This window comes from Paraburkholderia edwinii (assembly GCF_019428685.1).
GTDB classification, from domain to species: Bacteria; Pseudomonadota; Gammaproteobacteria; order Burkholderiales; family Burkholderiaceae; genus Paraburkholderia; species Paraburkholderia edwinii.
The window spans coordinates 76062-91734 of sequence record NZ_CP080095.1 but is presented as its reverse complement, the minus strand read 5'-3'; the positions used below and the strand labels follow the sequence as shown (position 1 = coordinate 91734).

At 63.4% G+C, this 15673-nt stretch carries 16 protein-coding genes and 1 tRNA gene; 10 read left to right on the top strand and 7 right to left on the bottom strand.

Features of this window, described 5'->3' with window-relative positions:
- Positions 1-13 precede the first annotated feature (13 nt).
- Together KZJ38_RS00380 and KZJ38_RS00375 are read right to left on the bottom strand one after the other, a co-directional pair.
- Positions 14-1519: an amidase gene (locus tag KZJ38_RS00380; RefSeq protein ID WP_219798277.1), complete on the bottom strand. Its 1506-nt coding sequence runs from the start codon at positions 1517-1519 to the stop codon at positions 14-16.
- A gap of 72 nt (positions 1520-1591) precedes the next feature.
- A complete protein-coding gene (locus KZJ38_RS00375) occupies positions 1592-2290 on the bottom strand; it encodes a dienelactone hydrolase family protein (RefSeq protein WP_219798276.1) in 699 nt (232 codons plus the stop codon).
- Positions 2291-2895: 605 nt separating this feature from the next.
- Between KZJ38_RS00375 and KZJ38_RS00370 the strand changes: the two genes are divergently transcribed.
- Positions 2896-4041, top strand: coding sequence for a branched-chain amino acid ABC transporter substrate-binding protein (locus KZJ38_RS00370; protein ID WP_219798275.1), 1146 nt, complete (start codon positions 2896-2898; stop codon positions 4039-4041).
- Between the two features lie 174 nt (positions 4042-4215).
- Here KZJ38_RS00370 and KZJ38_RS00365 read toward each other — a convergent pair whose 3' ends face one another.
- Positions 4216-5427 carry an MFS transporter gene (locus tag KZJ38_RS00365; protein WP_219798274.1) on the bottom strand — a complete coding sequence of 404 codons (1212 nt, stop codon included), beginning with the start codon at positions 5425-5427 and terminating at the stop codon, positions 4216-4218.
- A gap of 266 nt (positions 5428-5693) precedes the next feature.
- Between KZJ38_RS00365 and KZJ38_RS00360 the strand changes: the two genes are divergently transcribed.
- The 3 genes from KZJ38_RS00360 to KZJ38_RS00350 all read left to right on the top strand — a co-directional run bounded on the left by KZJ38_RS00360 (position 5694) and on the right by KZJ38_RS00350 (position 8618).
- On the top strand, positions 5694-6383 hold the full coding sequence (locus KZJ38_RS00360; RefSeq protein WP_219798273.1) for a HugZ family pyridoxamine 5'-phosphate oxidase: 690 nt from the start codon (positions 5694-5696) through the stop codon (positions 6381-6383).
- Between the two features lie 334 nt (positions 6384-6717).
- Positions 6718-7020 carry an H-NS histone family protein gene (locus KZJ38_RS00355; RefSeq protein ID WP_219798272.1) on the top strand — a complete coding sequence of 101 codons (303 nt, stop codon included), beginning with the start codon at positions 6718-6720 and terminating at the stop codon, positions 7018-7020.
- Between the two features lie 386 nt (positions 7021-7406).
- The gene (locus KZJ38_RS00350) at positions 7407-8618 is read left to right on the top strand and encodes a cation diffusion facilitator family transporter (RefSeq protein ID WP_219798271.1); all 1212 of its coding nucleotides are present in this window, start codon (positions 7407-7409) and stop codon (positions 8616-8618) included.
- A gap of 163 nt (positions 8619-8781) precedes the next feature.
- Here the strand turns inward: KZJ38_RS00350 and KZJ38_RS00345 are convergent, their stop codons facing one another.
- The 3 genes from KZJ38_RS00345 to KZJ38_RS00335 form a co-directional block, all read right to left on the bottom strand.
- Positions 8782-9240 carry an Lrp/AsnC family transcriptional regulator gene (locus tag KZJ38_RS00345; RefSeq protein WP_012399541.1) on the bottom strand — a complete coding sequence of 153 codons (459 nt, stop codon included), beginning with the start codon at positions 9238-9240 and terminating at the stop codon, positions 8782-8784.
- Between the two features lie 103 nt (positions 9241-9343).
- Positions 9344-9961: a 3'-5' exonuclease family protein gene (locus KZJ38_RS00340; RefSeq protein ID WP_219798270.1), complete on the bottom strand. Its 618-nt coding sequence runs from the start codon at positions 9959-9961 to the stop codon at positions 9344-9346.
- Entirely contained in the window at positions 9958-10602 is a 645-nt protein-coding gene (locus KZJ38_RS00335; protein WP_219798269.1) for an MBL fold metallo-hydrolase, read from the bottom strand. Before KZJ38_RS00335 ends, KZJ38_RS00340 begins: the two co-directional genes overlap by 4 nt.
- A gap of 705 nt (positions 10603-11307) precedes the next feature.
- Here KZJ38_RS00335 and KZJ38_RS00330 point away from each other — a divergent pair.
- Positions 11308-11925: a septal ring lytic transglycosylase RlpA family protein gene (locus tag KZJ38_RS00330; RefSeq protein WP_219798268.1), complete on the top strand. Its 618-nt coding sequence runs from the start codon at positions 11308-11310 to the stop codon at positions 11923-11925.
- A 72-nt stretch (positions 11926-11997) separates the two neighbouring features.
- Here the strand turns inward: KZJ38_RS00330 and rsmI are convergent, their stop codons facing one another.
- Positions 11998-12879, bottom strand: coding sequence for a 16S rRNA (cytidine(1402)-2'-O)-methyltransferase (gene rsmI / locus KZJ38_RS00325; RefSeq protein WP_219798267.1), 882 nt, complete (start codon positions 12877-12879; stop codon positions 11998-12000).
- Here rsmI and KZJ38_RS00320 point away from each other — a divergent pair.
- The 5 genes from KZJ38_RS00320 to KZJ38_RS00300 all read left to right on the top strand — a co-directional run bounded on the left by KZJ38_RS00320 (position 12878) and on the right by KZJ38_RS00300 (position 15624).
- Positions 12878-13357: a YraN family protein gene (locus KZJ38_RS00320; protein WP_219798266.1), complete on the top strand. Its 480-nt coding sequence runs from the start codon at positions 12878-12880 to the stop codon at positions 13355-13357. The genes rsmI and KZJ38_RS00320 overlap by 2 nt on opposite strands.
- A gap of 307 nt (positions 13358-13664) precedes the next feature.
- Positions 13665-14258 carry a phosphoheptose isomerase gene (locus tag KZJ38_RS00315; protein WP_219798265.1) on the top strand — a complete coding sequence of 198 codons (594 nt, stop codon included), beginning with the start codon at positions 13665-13667 and terminating at the stop codon, positions 14256-14258.
- Positions 14259-14286: 28 nt separating this feature from the next.
- Positions 14287-15084 (top strand): BON domain-containing protein, encoded by a 798-nt coding sequence (locus KZJ38_RS00310; RefSeq protein ID WP_219798264.1) that lies wholly within the window; start codon positions 14287-14289, stop codon positions 15082-15084.
- A 23-nt stretch (positions 15085-15107) separates the two neighbouring features.
- Positions 15108-15494, top strand: coding sequence for a c-type cytochrome (locus KZJ38_RS00305; protein ID WP_425518274.1), 387 nt, complete (start codon positions 15108-15110; stop codon positions 15492-15494).
- A gap of 54 nt (positions 15495-15548) precedes the next feature.
- Positions 15549-15624, top strand: a tRNA-Ala gene (locus KZJ38_RS00300).
- Positions 15625-15673 lie beyond the last annotated feature (49 nt).

The window sequence follows — 15673 nt, the reverse complement described above, 5'->3', positions numbered from 1 at the left end:
GCCGTGCCCCGAGCTACTCGCTTGCCGGCATCAGCGGCGGGCGTCGGTTGAACCACGGGCGCGCCGCTTCGAGTTGCGCGGCGAGCCGGAACAAGGTCGCTTCGCCGCCGTTGCGAGTCGCGAACTGCACGCCGATCGGCAGGCCGCGCCCATTCCAGTAAAGCGGCACCGACATCGCGGGCTGCCCTGTCATATTGAAGACTTCCGTGCAGCCGGCCCACGCGAATGCTTTATCCGACGCTTCGGCCAACAGCCGTTTCATCAGCGCTTCGATGCGCAGCGTCGTCACCACGCGCATCTGCATTGTCTCGAACGCAGTCGGTTTCATCTCGCCGATCTTGATCGGCGCCGCCGCGAGCGTCGCGCACAGCAGCACGTCGAAGCGATTCAGCAGATCGGTGAGTTTCGCCGTCAGCTTGCGCTGTTCTTCGAGCGCGGCCGGCAGCAGGCGTTCGCCAAACTTGCGGCCGATGTGCGCCATCGTCCACGTCGACACTTCGAATTCGTCGCGCGCGGGTTTGCGCCCGGTAATGCGATCGGCGTCGAACACGACTGCTTCGGCGCTGACTGAATACATCGCGAGGAATGCGCTGCGCACCGTGCCGAAGTCGATGCCGAGCGAGACCGGTTCGATCCGGTGACCGAGCGATTGCGCGAGTTGCGCGGCATCGTCGAGTGCGGCGCGCGCATCGGCCGAGAGCGTGTGCGCGAACATCGGGTCCGTCACGTAGGCGATATGCAGCGGTTTACCGTGCGATTCGGCAAGCGCGCCGAGGAACGTGCCCGGCGAGCCGGGCGGCTGGTCGGCATGGCCGGATGTCAGATCGAGCAGCAACGCACTGTCGCGCACGCTGCGCGACACGGCATGCTCAACGCCCATATCGCCAGGCGCCGGCTCGCCCGCGAGCGGCTGGCGCCCGCGCGATGGCTTGAGCCCGAACAGGCCGCAGCACGACGCCGGAATGCGGATCGAGCCGCCGCCGTCGCTTGCATGCGCAAGCGGCACGATGCCGGCCGCGACCGCCGCGGCCGCGCCGCCGCTCGAACCACCCGGCGTGTGATCGAGACTCCACGGGTTGCGGCACGGGCCGAACAGTTCGGGCTCCGTATAAGGCATCAGGCCGATCTCAGGCGTATTTGTCTTGCCGAAGATATTGAGGCCGGCCGCACGCGTACGCGCAATCAGCGGTGCGTCTTCGGCGGGCACGAAATGCCGGTAATGGCGGCTGCCGAGCGACATCCGCAGCCCCGCGACCGGGGTAAACAGGTCTTTGATCAGATAAGGAACGCCTGCGAGCGGTCCCGCGCCGAGATGATCGGGACTGCCGCCATCGGCGCGTTCGCGCGACGCGCGGCGGCGTGCCGCGTCGTAGTCCTTCAGCACGATCGCATTGATCGCGGGGTTCGCGGCTTCGGCGCGTGCAATCGCGGCGTCGATCAGTTCACGCGCGCTGACTTCGCGTTTTTTGACGAGCTCGGCAAGGCCGATGGCGTCGTGGGAAAGGTAGTCGGATTGCACGGCTTGAGCGTCCCCCGATAAGCGGCGCGCGTGGTGCGCGCCGCAACGACAAGCTTATCGGAAGGAAGATGTTTACAGGCGTTCGCCGAGGAACGTAAGTGTGCGGCCATGCGCGAGCGCGGCCGAATGCTGGTGATAGCTTGCGCGATCGGTGCAGTTGAAACCGTGATCGGCGTTCGGATAGATATGGAATTCGACGTCGTCGCGGCCGGCAAAGCGTTCCTTGACCTGACCGACTGCCGACATCGGAATGCCCGAGTCGAGTTCGCCGTAGTGGAATTGCATCGGCGCCTTGATCTTCGGTGCGAGATCGAGCTGGTTCTGGATACCGCCGCCGTAGTACGCGACTGCGACGTCTACCGTGCCTTGCGCAGCGGCCAGATACGCGAGCCGGCCGCCGAAGCAGTAGCCGATTGCCGCGACCTTGCCGGTTACTTCAGGCATGGCGCGCAGCGCGGCGGCGGTCGCGCCGACGTCGGCAACGGCGAGATCGACGTTGGTCTTTTGCAGCAGTTCGATGCCCTTGTCGCGATCGGCACCGGCGTAGGTCAGTTCGACGCGCGGCTGCGTGCGCCAGAAAATGTCCGGCGCGATGGCGACGTAACCGTCCTGCGCATATTGCTCGGCGACGGCGCGGATATGGCCGTTCACGCCGAAGATTTCCTGAATGATGATGACGGCAGGCCCTTTACCACTCTTGGGCAACGCCAGATAGGCGCCGAAACTATCGGCGCCGGCGGGAATATCGATCCAACGGGAAGTGACGCTCACGTGCATTCTCCTCAATGAAGCGGTGGGCCAAAGGCTTGGCCGAAAAACGGCGCCCAGTTTGCCACCAAAAAAGGCACGCTGCAGTGACAGTTAAACGGCACTGGCAAGCTGGGCGCGGCGCATGAGGGTTTTTCCGTAAGCGGATTGAAACGGCGCGGCGTGTCGATTATCCGATGGCGGCATCACTGTTTTAGTCACGAATCGCCAAAATGTTTCGGATTGCGTCTTAGCTTGCGGACGCAACAAGCGGGCATCGTCGAGGCGATTGTCTATTAACGGCGTTTTGAAGCGCATCTTTAGAAACCCAGCGGAAACCGTGCTCCAGCAGACGCTTCAGAGCAGTCTAAAGCGGTGCATCGTCGATGATGTGGGATAAACGCTATTGGTAGTGATCCCACTTACTCAAAAAAACCCCACAAATTAATTTGATGGCCTACACTTGCGCGCTGGTACGAAGACCGCCTGCCACAAACAGGCTGGTTGACGTACTTGCCAAGTGCATAACGATGCATCCGGCGCAGTCGTCCACGGGATTTGAGCGACACGTGAAGGACGCGGGGCACAAGGGCGATTACGTTGATTTGGGACCGAAACTGGAGACTTACATGAACATCAAGATTCAAAAGCTGTTGCCGATTAGCGCTGCGGCGATGCTGTTTGCGACGTTGGCGACGAGCGCGGTCGCGGACCAGACCGTCAAGATCGGCCACGTCGCTCCGCTGACGGGCGGCATTGCTCACCTGGGCAAGGACAACGAAAACGGCGCGCGCCTCGCAGTCGAGGAAATCAACGCGAAGGGTCTCACGATCGGTGGCCAGAAGATCACGCTGGTGCTCGATCCGCAAGACGACGCGGCTGACCCGCGTACGGCTACGCAGGTTGCGCAGAAGCTCGTCGACGACAAGGTCGTCGCCGTGGTCGGTCACCTGAACTCCGGTACGTCGATCCCGGCTTCGAAGATCTACAGCGATGCGGGCATCGTGCAGATCTCGCCGTCGGCTACCAACCCGGCCTACACGCAGCAAGGCTTCAAGACCACGTACCGCGTGGTTGCGACCGACGCGCAGCAAGGTCCGGCACTCGCGAACTACGCGGCCAAGGGCCTCAAGGTGAAGAGCGTCGCGATCGTCGACGACTCGACCGCTTATGGCCAGGGTCTCGCGAACGAGTTCGAGAAGACCGCGAAATCGCTGGGCATGAACGTGATGTCGCACGACGCGACGAACGACAAGGCTGTCGACTTCCGCGCAATTCTGACGAAGATCAAGGGTGAGAACCCGGACGCGATCATGTACGGCGGCATGGACGCCACCGGCGGCCCGTTCGCCAAGCAGGCGAAGCAGCTCGGCCTGCGCGCGAAGGTGCTGGCAGGCGACGGCGTGTGTACCGACAAGCTGTCGGATCTCGCCGGCGATGCAACCGACAACATCGTGTGCTCGGAAGCGGGTATGGCGCTCGAGAAGATGGAAGGCGGCAAGGCATTCGAAGCGAAGTACGAGAAGCGTTTCGGCCAGCCGATCCAGATCTACGCACCGTTCACGTATGACGCTGTGTACATCATCGTCGACGCCATGAAGCGCGCGAACTCGACCGATCCGGCGAAGATCCTCGCCGCGATGCCGAACACCGACTACAAGGGTGTGATCGGTGAAACCACGTTCGACTCGAAGGGCGACCTCAAGCACGGCGTGATCTCGCTGTACAACTACAAGTCCGGTAAGAAGACGCTGCTCGACGTCGTCAAGATGTAAGAGCAGAGAGAAGACGGATGGCGGGCTTGCCTGCGGCAGTTTCGTCAATCCGTCGAATCGTCAGTTCGTTTGCGCGAACGGCGTATGCAAGGCACGCAGCTTATGGCTCGCGTGCCTTTTTTATTGAGCGTGCTGCGCGATGCCGCGACGTTTCGCGCGATGTCACGACGTCATTTAGATACCGAGGCGCCGCAGAACCTTCGGTCCGGCAAACGCGATCAGCGCCGCGCATACCGCAACGACCGAAAGACCGATCGGCAGATTGGTGACCTGCGCGACACCGCCGATAATCACCGGCCCAAGCAGCAAGCCGAAGTAGGCGAGCCCCGCGACGTGCGCGAGTCCCTCGGCCGCGTGAATGCCTTTGACGCGAGCCGCCGCTGCGAACAGCACCGGCATCATGTTCGCAAGGCCGAGCCCCATCAGCGTAAAGCCCGTCATCGCGGTAACCGGATGTGGCAGCAGCAGCGCGCCGATCATACCGACGCACGCAATCGACGCGCTCGCCATCACGAGTTGCGGCGCGCCGAACCGCGCGCGCACCGCGTCGCCGGCAAAACGCGCCACGGCCATGCCGCCGGAAAACGCCGCATAGGCCGCGCTCGCGACAGCCGGCGTGGCGATCACGACGTCGCGCATATAAATCGTGGCCCAGTCGTACATCGCGCCTTCGGCGATCAAGGCGATCAGCGCGACGATGCCGAGCGCCCACAGCGCCGGCGAGCGCCAGCGGTTCGCGCGCGGCGTATGCGCGTCCGGATGTTCCGCATGCGGCACGTGCGGCAGCACCGACGGGCACGCGATGAACAGCACGACGGCGCTCACGGCGGCGGCGAGCAGCATATGAACGACCGACGTCATGCCGTGCGCGAGCAGCGCGCCGCCGGCCGCGGCGCCCGCCATGCCGCCGACGCTGAACATGCCGTGCAGCGCCGACATGATCGGCCGCCCGATCGCCTGTTCGACCGCGCTCGCTTCGGCGTTCATCGCGACATCGAGCGTTGCCATGCCGGCGCCGAAGAAAGCGAGCACCACGAGCAGCATCCAGTACGCAGGGACGAGCAGCATCAGCGCCGCGCAAATCGACATGGTCAGGCCGCCGGCGAGGCACGCGCGGCGCGTGCCGACGCGGGCGATCCACGGACCGTTCGCGGTCATCGCGGCAATCGAGCCGCCCGCCACCGCGAAGAGCGCGAGCGACAGCAGCGCCGGATTTAACTCGAAGCGATCACGCACGGTGGGCACATGAATCCCCCACGTGCCGTACATCATGCCGGCGATAAAGAACAGGGCCATCGTCGCGTAGCGCGCGCGGTTGCGCGCGGCCACGGGCAGATCGCGATGGGCGGCGGGAAGCATCGCAACGTCGGGCGGTCGGTCGGACACAGGCGGTCTCGTCTTAGCGGGAGGGAAAGCGCGGTGAAAGCAAAGTCCAGATTCTAGCGAAGCAGGCGGCACCGCGTTGACACATCGCTGCACTAATATGTCATTCGGTTGTCTACATCACTTCGCGCTCGCGGCGCGACTCGCTCGCGCCGTGGCGGCGCCGCCCCCGCGAATGCGCGCGAGGACGGCGCATCAGCTGTCTATTTGTCCGCCTTAATTGCGTATGAATGTTGCGTCCGAATGCTTGAGGAAAATCCGAGGCCGCCTTGAAGATTCCCGCTCACGCTCCGCTCGATCTTTTGCATCGTGTCGCGGTCGGCACGCTTGCGACGCATTCGCGTCAGCCGCAAGGTTTTCCATATCCGACCGTCCTCCCGTTCGCGCCGGACGCGCGGCATCGGCCGGCCATTCTTGTGAGCCGCCTTGCCGAACATACGCGCAACCTTGAAGGCGACCCGCGTGCTGGCTTCCTCGTTGCCGACGCGCCGGACGGCAATGTGCTCGATGCGCCACGCGTGACCTTGCTTGGAACGTTCGAGCCGTTCGACGCGCCGCCGCCCTTCGTGCGCCGCTTTCTGCGCTATCAGCCGGACGCCGCGCGCTATCTCGCGCTCGGCGACTTCGCGTTCTGGACGTTGTCGCTCGAGCGGCTCCGGTTTATAGGCGGCTTCGGCATGATGGGCTGGCTCGACGGCGATGAACTCGATCCGCTCGAACCGCTCGCATTCGACGAAGAAACGGCGTTGCTCGAACGCTTCGACGCGGATCCGCGCCGCACGAACGAAGTGGAACTGCTCGGCATCGACCGCTACGGCGCGGACTTTCGAATCAATGGGGCGCGCAGGCGCCGCGCTTTTGAGTCGCCGGCGACAGACACCGCAACGCTCGATGCGGCATTTGAGACTTCTACTGTTGCAGCGTTCGGCGGGCAAGACGATTTACGGCGCAATACTTAAGCGCTCCGATTTTTACCGATCAAGTTTTCACAAAATGAAATGATTTCGTACTACATGGTCGAATACGTTTCATCATTCGAGAGTCGATTGAGAATCCATTCATTGCTGATGCTACTTTTCTGACAAAATAACAATGAATGTGCGGTGTTGCCCGACCCCCTTTCGACACTTCGGTGAAAATTTAGGAAATGGCAATTAATTAATTTGAGCTGGCATCTATTCGTGGCTTTATCTTCTGTGTTAATCTCGCCTGCAAATTCCGAGGCATGATCACCTTCAAAGGACTAAATCGGCAGAAGACCGGCAGTCCATTTTTCAAATGACAAGGGAACCTATGTCTTCCTACAAGGAACTCCTCGCGCAGCGCGAGAAGCTTGAAAAGCAGATCGAAGAGGCGAAGGCGCGTGAATATGCCGAAGTGCTGAACGAAATCAAGCAAAAGATGGCCGACTACGGCATTACCCTCGCGGAGCTCGGCGGCGGCCGCGGCGCGAAGCACGCGAAGGTCGGACGTGTGCGGACGGGCGTCGCGCCGAAGTATCGTGATCCGGATAGCGGCAATACCTGGTCGGGCCGTGGCAAGCCGCCGCGTTGGATCGCCGGTCAGGATCGCGAAAAATTTCTGATCCAGAAATAAACGCAAATCTTCGCGTAACCGAATCGTTGGTTGTACCGCCGGCAAAACCGCGCTGCAGGAACTGGGCGCGGTTTTCTGTTTTGTTGTTCTCTTCGCTGGTTCTTCTTGCTGGCTCTTTGTTGCTTATGTTCGCCAGGCGCTCCGGGTCCGCTCTCTTTGCTTGTCCGGTTTGTACGGGACAGTTTGCGCACACTTATAAAGCGAAACAAATCGGGTAATTCTCAACGCGTCCGGCAACGGCGATGCGCGTCACGATCGGCATGTCGCGCGATACGAATGCGTCGCGTTTGGTAACCACCTGATTCAAAAGATATTTCTTGTCGCCTTAACTGACGGGAAACGAGTCGGCGCGTAGAATGAACGGGTGGAATCCTGCCCTTATTCGTATGTCGTCGAGCACTACCATCCATCCTGCAGAAAAACAGCGCGTAGCACGCAAAAGCACGTTCGTCAGCATCGTGCTCAATACCGTATTGATGACTGCGCAAATCGCGATTGGTGTGTTCGCCCATTCTCAGGCGTTGATCGCGGACGGTGTGCATTCGCTGGCCGATCTGATTTCCGACTTTGTCGTGCTGATCGCGAACCGCCATAGCGCCGCGGAGCCGGATGCCGATCACAATTACGGCCACAGCCGTTACGAAACGGTCGCCTCGCTGTTTCTTGGAGGCCTGCTGATCGCGGTGGGTGTGGGCATGCTGTGGCGCGCCGGTGTCCGGCTCACCAATCTCCAGGACATTCCGCCCGTGCACGTGAGCGCGCTCGTGGTCGCGGTCGTCGTGCTGGTTTCGAAGGAGGGGCTGTTCCGCTACATGCTGCGCGAAGCGCAACGCGTGCGCTCCGCCATGTTGATCGCGAACGCGTGGCATGCGCGCTCGGACGCGGCGTCGTCGCTCGTGGTGGCGATCGGCATTGTCGGGAGCCTGTTCGGCATGCGTCTGCTCGATCCGATTGCGGCGGCGATCGTCGGCTTTATGGTTGCGCGCATGGGCTGGTCGTTCGGCTGGGATGCGCTGCAGGACCTATCCGACCGCGCGCTCGACGAGCCGGCTACCGCCGACGTCCGCGCGCTGCTGCTATCGACGCCCGGCGTGCGCGACGTGCATCAGCTGCGTACGCGCAAGATGGGCGACCTCGCGCTCGTCGATGCGCATATCCTCGTCGACCCGTTTATTTCCGTGTCCGAGGGGCACTACATCGCGGAGTCGGCGCGCACGCGTGTGCTGACCGACAACCGTGTGCTCGATGCGCTGATTCACGTCGACCCGGAAAACGATGCGCTCGCGCAGCCGCCCGTGGGCCTGCCGTCGCGCGAGCGCGTGGTCGCGGAAGTCGAAAGGGCATTTGCCGAACACGGTTTAAAACCGGTCGCCGTGAACCTTCACTATCTGAGTACGGGGCTCGACGTCGAGGTGACATTACTGGCGACTTCAGCCGACGAAGCATTCGAAGACGAGGCGCAACGTCTTGCGCGCATCGACCTCGCGGATCTGCAGCGCAGGCTCGGCGCGCGCACGCTCGACGCGCGCCGAGCCATCGATGTGCGCGCAACGGACACGGCCGCCGTTGAAGATGCGCGGCGCGAAAGTGGACGATAACAGGCGATAGCGCGACGCGATCCGATCAGGCGCCGACGGGGCCGGCGCCAACGCAAGTGCCACGGTCATCGCAAGTGCCACGGTCATCGCAAGCGCCACGGTCATCGCAAGCGCCACGGCCACCGCCGCCACCGAGCCACGCGACACCGCGCTCAGTCGCGAATCAAAGCGGCAATTGCGTATCGAACTTGATTTCGCGCAGCACGACGCTCGTGCGAACCTGCGCGACCGCCGGAATCTTGAAAATGCGATCGTGCAAAAACGTGTCGTAAGCCTTGATGTCCGGCGCGACGATCTTGAGGATGTAGTCCGACTCGCCGGTCGTGCTGTAGCACTCGGTGACTTCCGGGCACGTCGCGATTTCCCGTTCGAACTGTTCGACGCCGCCTTCGGTATGCCGCGTCAGGTGAATATGCGCGAGCGCGCAGACGTGCAGCCCGAGTTTCTCCCGGTCGAGCAAAGCCGTATAGCGCTGGATGATGCCCGACTGCTCCATATCCTTGATACGGCGCCAGCACGGTGTGCTGGACAAACCGACCTGATCGGAGATTTCCTGCACGGAACGGCGGGCGTCCAGTTGCAAGAGGCGCAGGATCTTTTGAGAGAACGTATCGAGTGTCAACTGCGGCCTCCGTTGGCGTCGCCGTATTCCGTAATGGTAGAGGCCACGAAAACGAAACGCAATCGAAACGGCGGTTTGTGAGACGTATCGCCTAATTTGCGGGTTAGTCGGCGGCGTTTCGTCCTGAGCCGTCCCCATCATTCGCGTCCAGCGCCGCCACAGGGCGCGCTGCGCGAAGCTCCGCCAGCATGTTGCAGAAGAGCGCGCCCTGCTCGATCGCGTCGTCGAGTGCGACATGCGTGTGCGGCAGATCGTCGAACCAGTGCTTCGGCAGCCGCGGCTTGATGCACTTTCGATACGGCAGGCCGGTCATCGCGAACGCGAGCGTCTTGATATCGAGCGCGGACCATGAGAACGGGCAGCGTCCCGCGAAGCGCATCATGTACCAGAACATGAAGGTGAAGTCGAAGCCCGCCGGCATTGCGACGAACACTGGCTTGCCGGGCAACGCCTCGACCCATTCGACATAGGCGATCAGCGCCTCGGCGGGCTGGCGCAAGTCCTTGCGGCAGGCCGCCCACGCGTCGGGCTGGGTTTTCCACCATGCTTCCTGAACCGGGTGCGGCGCCGAGCCTTCGAGCAATTCGAGGTTCGCCGAAAACGTGGCGATCAGCTGCTTGTCGGCCGTGTACGCGGCCGACGCAAAGCTCAGCATCGAATGCGGTCCCGGAATCGGTCCGTCCGCTTCGACGTCCGTGCTCACATAGATCTCACCATTCATACAGCGACTCCGTCGGCCACATAAGGATTCGTGCGGCGCTCGTCGCCGAACGTCGAAGTCGGGCCGTGGCCGGGCACGAACGTGACGTCGTCGCCGAGCGGCCAGAGCTTGCTGCGGATCGAGCTCACGAGGTCGCCGTGATTGCCGCGCGGGAAATCGGTACGGCCGATCGATCCCGCGAACAGCACGTCGCCGACCAGCGCAAGACGATGCGCGCGGCTAAAGAACACGACGTGGCCGGGCGTATGCCCGGGGCAGTGGTAGACCTCGAGCGTTTCCGCGCCGAACTGCGCGGTGTCGCCGTCGTGCAGCCAGCGCTCCGGCTCGAACGCATCGGCGGCCGGGAAGCCGAAGCGCACGCTCTGCTCGGGCAACTGGTCGAGCCAGAAGCGTTCGTCCGGATGCGGGCCTTCGATCGGCACGCCGTAGTGCAACGCGAGCGCTTTCGCGCCAGCGCAATGGTCGACGTGGCCGTGCGTGAGCAACACCTTTTCGACGCTCACGTTCTGGCGCGCGACTTCACGCTGAATGATGTCGAGATCGCCGCCCGGATCGACGACGGCGGCGCGCCCCGTCGTCTCGCAAACGAGCAGCGAACTGTTCTGCTGGAACGGCGTAACAGGGATCAGGGTGACTTTCATGAAGGCGATGCGAGCCGTGTACGGGAACAAAAAATCGATTGTACCGGCGCGGGCTTTGCGCCGTGCAGAGGCGACTCGTATGAATCGGCAGCCGTCTTCGACCGACCTCTCATGGGTGCGACACACCCGCGCGGTCGGGCATTCTTACGAGTACGGTAAAGATTGTGTAAAGATTAGTGCGGTTTAGCTACCCATGATTTCGATTTGGGTATAATGCGCCCATTGCGTGCGGAAGACCGCACCTTCACCGGTTGACCCGTTCCGGGTTCGACGTCCGTCGTTTGGTCGTCAGAATGCGGAACGAACGTTGCCTTCAAGTAAGTGCCGTCGCTGTTTGACGGCAAATCCGAGCATCGAAACCTTCGATGCACACGTCTTGTCCAGCCAGGCGCGATGCGCCTGCTACGGCCTTGCTGCCGTGACGCTGGATGGGGCCTACGCCGCCGTTCCTACGTACCGCTGTCCGGGTGCAAGAACGTGTAGCCATGTTCGATGGCGGCGTGTGGGGTCTGATCAAAGCCTGCGGGGACAGGATGTGTCAGACGTGAAAGCTAACCGTGCGGTAGCGGCCTGAATGGGCCGTGTGCGGGCTTCACCGTTCCGTGCCTTCGGGCGCGGCGCGCGAGTTCGTCTTGCCGCCCGGGCCGCTACACAACACGCAGTTATTCGCGTGATGCGGCTCGCCTTTGTAACATCGTTCGTCTTATGAAAACTCGGCTAACCCGACGTATTGGGGGTCTTTTTGCCTTTTCGATCCTGGCAGGCTGTGCAATGCCGCCGGGCTCGGGAGAGGTCGGCAGTGCGCCGCTCAGCACTAAAGCGACGCAGAATGCCGCCGCAACGGCCCCGCAAGCTTATGGTTCCGCCAGCAATGTGCCGGCGCCTGCTTCGGACGCTGCATCCACGCCGAAGGGCAAGCTCGCCGATGCGCCTGCGCTGACGGAAGATGGCCCCGATGTGCAGAACTTCCGCCAGACGGGCCGCGCCTCGTGGTACGGCAAGCTGTTTCACGGCCGCCGCACCGCGAACGGCGAACGCTTCAATATGAATGCGCTGACCGCCGCGCACCGCACACTGCCGCTCGGCTCGTACGTGCGCGTGACGAACCCGGCCACGAACGACTCGGTCGTCGTGCGGATCAACGACCGCGGACCGTACGTGCGTGGCCGCGTGATCGATCTCTCGTATGAGGCCGCGCGGGTTCTGCATTTGCAGCACGTCGGTACGGCGCGTGTGCAGATCGCGGGCCTGACGCAGCATGAAGCGAAGATCGAGCAGGCGGAAATGCTCGCCGCGAACGGCAATCCGAGCGTCGAAAAGTAAGGCGACGGATTTCCTTGCGCTCAGGCCTCGGCTGAGCGCACCGTTCCACGAAGGGCCGCGCTTTGCGGCCCTTCAGTCCTTACCGGGCTTACTGAGCTCCAGCGCACGTGCGTAGAGCGCATTGCGCGGCGCGCCCGTGATGGCGGCCGCCATCTTCGCCGCGCTGCTCACCGATACCTCTTCGAGCAGGATGCCGAGCAGCGCGTCGTGTTCGTCTTCAGCCGCGGCCTGCGGCGCCGCGCCCTCCACCACCAGCACGAATTCGCCGCGTTGATGGTTCGCGTCTTCGGCGAGCCATGCTGGCCCTTCGGCCAGGGTGCAACCGTGCAGCGTCTCGTGTAACTTCGTCAGCTCGCGTGCAATCAGCAGACGCCGCGCGCCGCCGAATGCATGCGCAAGTGCCTCGACCGTTTCGACGATTCGATGCGGCGCTTCATAAAACACCATCGCATGCGGGTGCGCAGCCAGTTGCTGAAGCTGCGTGGCGCGCTGCTTCGTTTTCGACGGCAGAAAGCCGAGAAACGAGAACGTCGCGATCCAGTCGCCGGCCGCGCTCAGTGCGGTTGCGAGCGCGCTTGCGCCGGGCAGCGGCACGACCGGCAAATTCGCTTCCCGCACGGCGTCGACGAGCTTCGCGCCCGGGTCCGAAATGCCGGGCGTGCCCGCGTCCGACACGTACGCGATGCGCTCGCCCGCTTGCAGATGCTCGACGATGCGCAGGCCCGCCGTGCGTTCGTTGTGCTGATGCACGGCAATCAAAGGCTTCGAAATGCCGTAGCGCGCGAGCAGTTGACCGGTGTTGCGCGTGTCTTCCGCGGCGATGCGATCGGCGAGCCCGAGCACGTGGAGCGCGCGCAGCGTGATGTCGGCGCTGTTGCCGATGGGTGTGGCGACCACGTATAGCGCGCCTTGCGGATAGTGCTGCTGCTGCGCGAGTTCGGAGAGAGGGGTCATGAGACTGAAGACGCAGACTGACGGAAGAAGCACGACATTGTGCCACCACGCCGACGGCCGGAAGGCGGCAAACGCGCACGGGCACGCGCACGCGGGCGCCGGAAACATCGCGCGATCGAAAACGTCGACGGCTAGCGTCGGCGCGAAGTTCGAAGCGCACGCGCTCGCTTATCTGCAGCGGCAGCGCTTGCGCTTCGTCGCGCGTAACGTGGCGTGCCGCGGCGGTGAGATCGATCTCGTGATGCGCGAGGCCGACGGCACGCTCGTCTTCGTCGAAGTCAGGGCGCGCGCGCAGACGCGCTACGGCGGGGCCTCGGCGAGTGTCGGTCGCCATAAGCGCGAGCGGCTCGTGCGCGCCGCGCAGTATTACCTCGCGACGCATCCGCACGAAGTGGCCGCGTGCCGTTTCGACGTGGTCGCTTTCGAAGCGGGGCGTCTGGTCTGGTTGCGCGATGCGTTTCGCGCCGACGATAGCTGAAGCGCAACCCTGCGCCGCGAGCGACCTGCGCCGCGGGCGACGGTATCTGCTGCGTAACAAGCCGTTTTAGGTGCGCGATAAGCCACGCGAGTACGTTAAACTTGCGCCACGCGCATCGGGCATCGAACGCCGCGCCGCGAAAGCGGTCTGATGCTCGCAAGCGCATGGTGCACACGACAATCCGCGCGAGCCGCATTCGCCATCGCAATGCGTCGCTCCAGGCGCGCGCGGGACGCGCGATACACCGTGCCATGCACGATGCCGGCAGACACGCAGGACAAAACGCGTAGTACAAGATAGAGAGTCGATGTCAGTCGAACGTATTCAACAGCACTTCCGCGATAGCGCGGCAGTGAAACTCGCCGCGGTGGAAACCCTCGCGCTGCCGATCGCCGCCGCGGTCGACACGATGTTCGGCGCGCTGGCGAACGGCAATCGCATTCTCGCGTGCGGCAACGGCGGGTCGGCTGCCGCCGCGCAGCATTTCGCGGCCGGACTGATCGGCCGCTTCGAACGCGAACGGCCGGGCCTCCCGGCCGTTGCGCTAACAACCGACACATCGGTGCTGACAGCGCTCGCCAATCATTACGCGTACGACGAGATTTTCGCGCGCCAGATCCGCGCACTCGGCCAACCCGGCGACGTGCTGCTCGCGATTTCGACGTCCGGCCATTCGGCCAACGTGCTCGCCGCGATCGATGCCGCGCACGAGCGCGAAATGGTCGTGATCGCGCTGACGGGCAACGGCGGCGACAACAGCGGCGCGGACGGCGCGCTGACCGATATCGATATCTCAATCTGCGTGCCGTCCGAAGACGCCGCGCGCATTCAGGAAGTGCATCTGCTGACCATCCACTGTCTGTGCGACGGCATCGATGCCATGTTGCTGGGCGACGAGTGAAAGAGTGACTTCGAAGGAGAGCTAGTTGATGAGCGCATATCGCGTGAAAAGTACGCTTGTGAGAACCACGCTCGTGGTGGGGCTGGTGGCGGGCCTCGCCGCCACGCTGCAGGGCTGCGTGCTGGCGGTCGGGGCGGCGGCAGGCGGCGGCGCGCTTGTCGCGACCGACCGGCGCACGCTCGGCGCGCAGACCGAGGATCGCGAAATCCAGGTGAAGGCGATTTCGCAGATCAATGACGGCCTCCCTGCCGGCTCGCACGTCAACGTGACGGTTTTCAACCGGCGCGTGCTGCTGACCGGCGAGGTGCCCGACGACGCCGCGAAGCAGAAAGCGGATACGATCGTGCGCGGCATCAACAACGTGCACGCGATCGTCAACGAGGTGACCATTGGCCAACCCATCGATTTCTCTTCGCGCACGAACGACACGTATCTCGAAGGGCGCGTGAAAACCGCGCTGATCGCCGAGAAGGATCTGTCCGCGAACAACTTCAAGGTGGTCGCCGAGGGCGGCTCGATTTATCTGATGGGTCTCGTGACGCCTGACGAAGGCGCGCAGGGCGCGAATGTCGCGAGCCGCGTGCCGGGCGTGTACAGGGTGGTCAAGGTGTACCAGTACATCGAGCCGTCGGAAGCGGTGGCTGCGGCCGCCGCGGCGGCATCGGCGCCGAGCGCGTCGTCGCCCGCGGCGGCAGCGGCGCCCGACGATGTGACGACAGGCGCGGTGCCTGATGCGTCGGTGTCGTCGAAGCCGCTCGATCAGCAGCCGCCGGCGCCGGTGTCGAATTCGAATGTGCAGCCGGGCAGCCCGCAGGCGGTGAAGTGAAGCGTCGAAGCAGTGCGGGGAAGATGCGGCGCGCCGTAGAGGCGCCGTATCGTGTGATGGCCGCAGGCTTAAGCACAGGTGCAGGTGCGCTCGCGGCGCTCGCCGTGTCTGCGCTGATGGCGGCGAGCGGGGCGCACGCCGTCGAAACGCCGCCCGGTCTGCAGATCGCGCAGCGCAACGCATGTCTGGGCTGCCACGCGATCGACCGCAAGCTCGTCGGGCCGTCGTTCCAGCAGGTCGCAAGCCGCTACAAGGGCAACACGCAGGCGCAAACGCTGCTCGAACACAAGGTGAAGGATGGCGGCTCCGGCGTGTGGGGCGCGATTCCGATGCCCGCGCATCCGGCGATGAGCGATGCCGATATCCGCACGGTCGTCGATTGGGTGCTGGCCGGTGCGCCTTCGAAATGAACCCGCGCCTTTGGCAATTCCAAAAATGCCTGTGCTAGAATTGCTCGATTCGTTGGGGCGGTAGCTCAGCTGGGAGAGCGTCGCGTTCGCAATGCGAAGGTCGTGAGTTCGATCCTCATCCGCTCCACCAACAGAATGTGAAAGGCCTCGCCGCTCTAGCGGCGAGGCCTTTTTGTTTG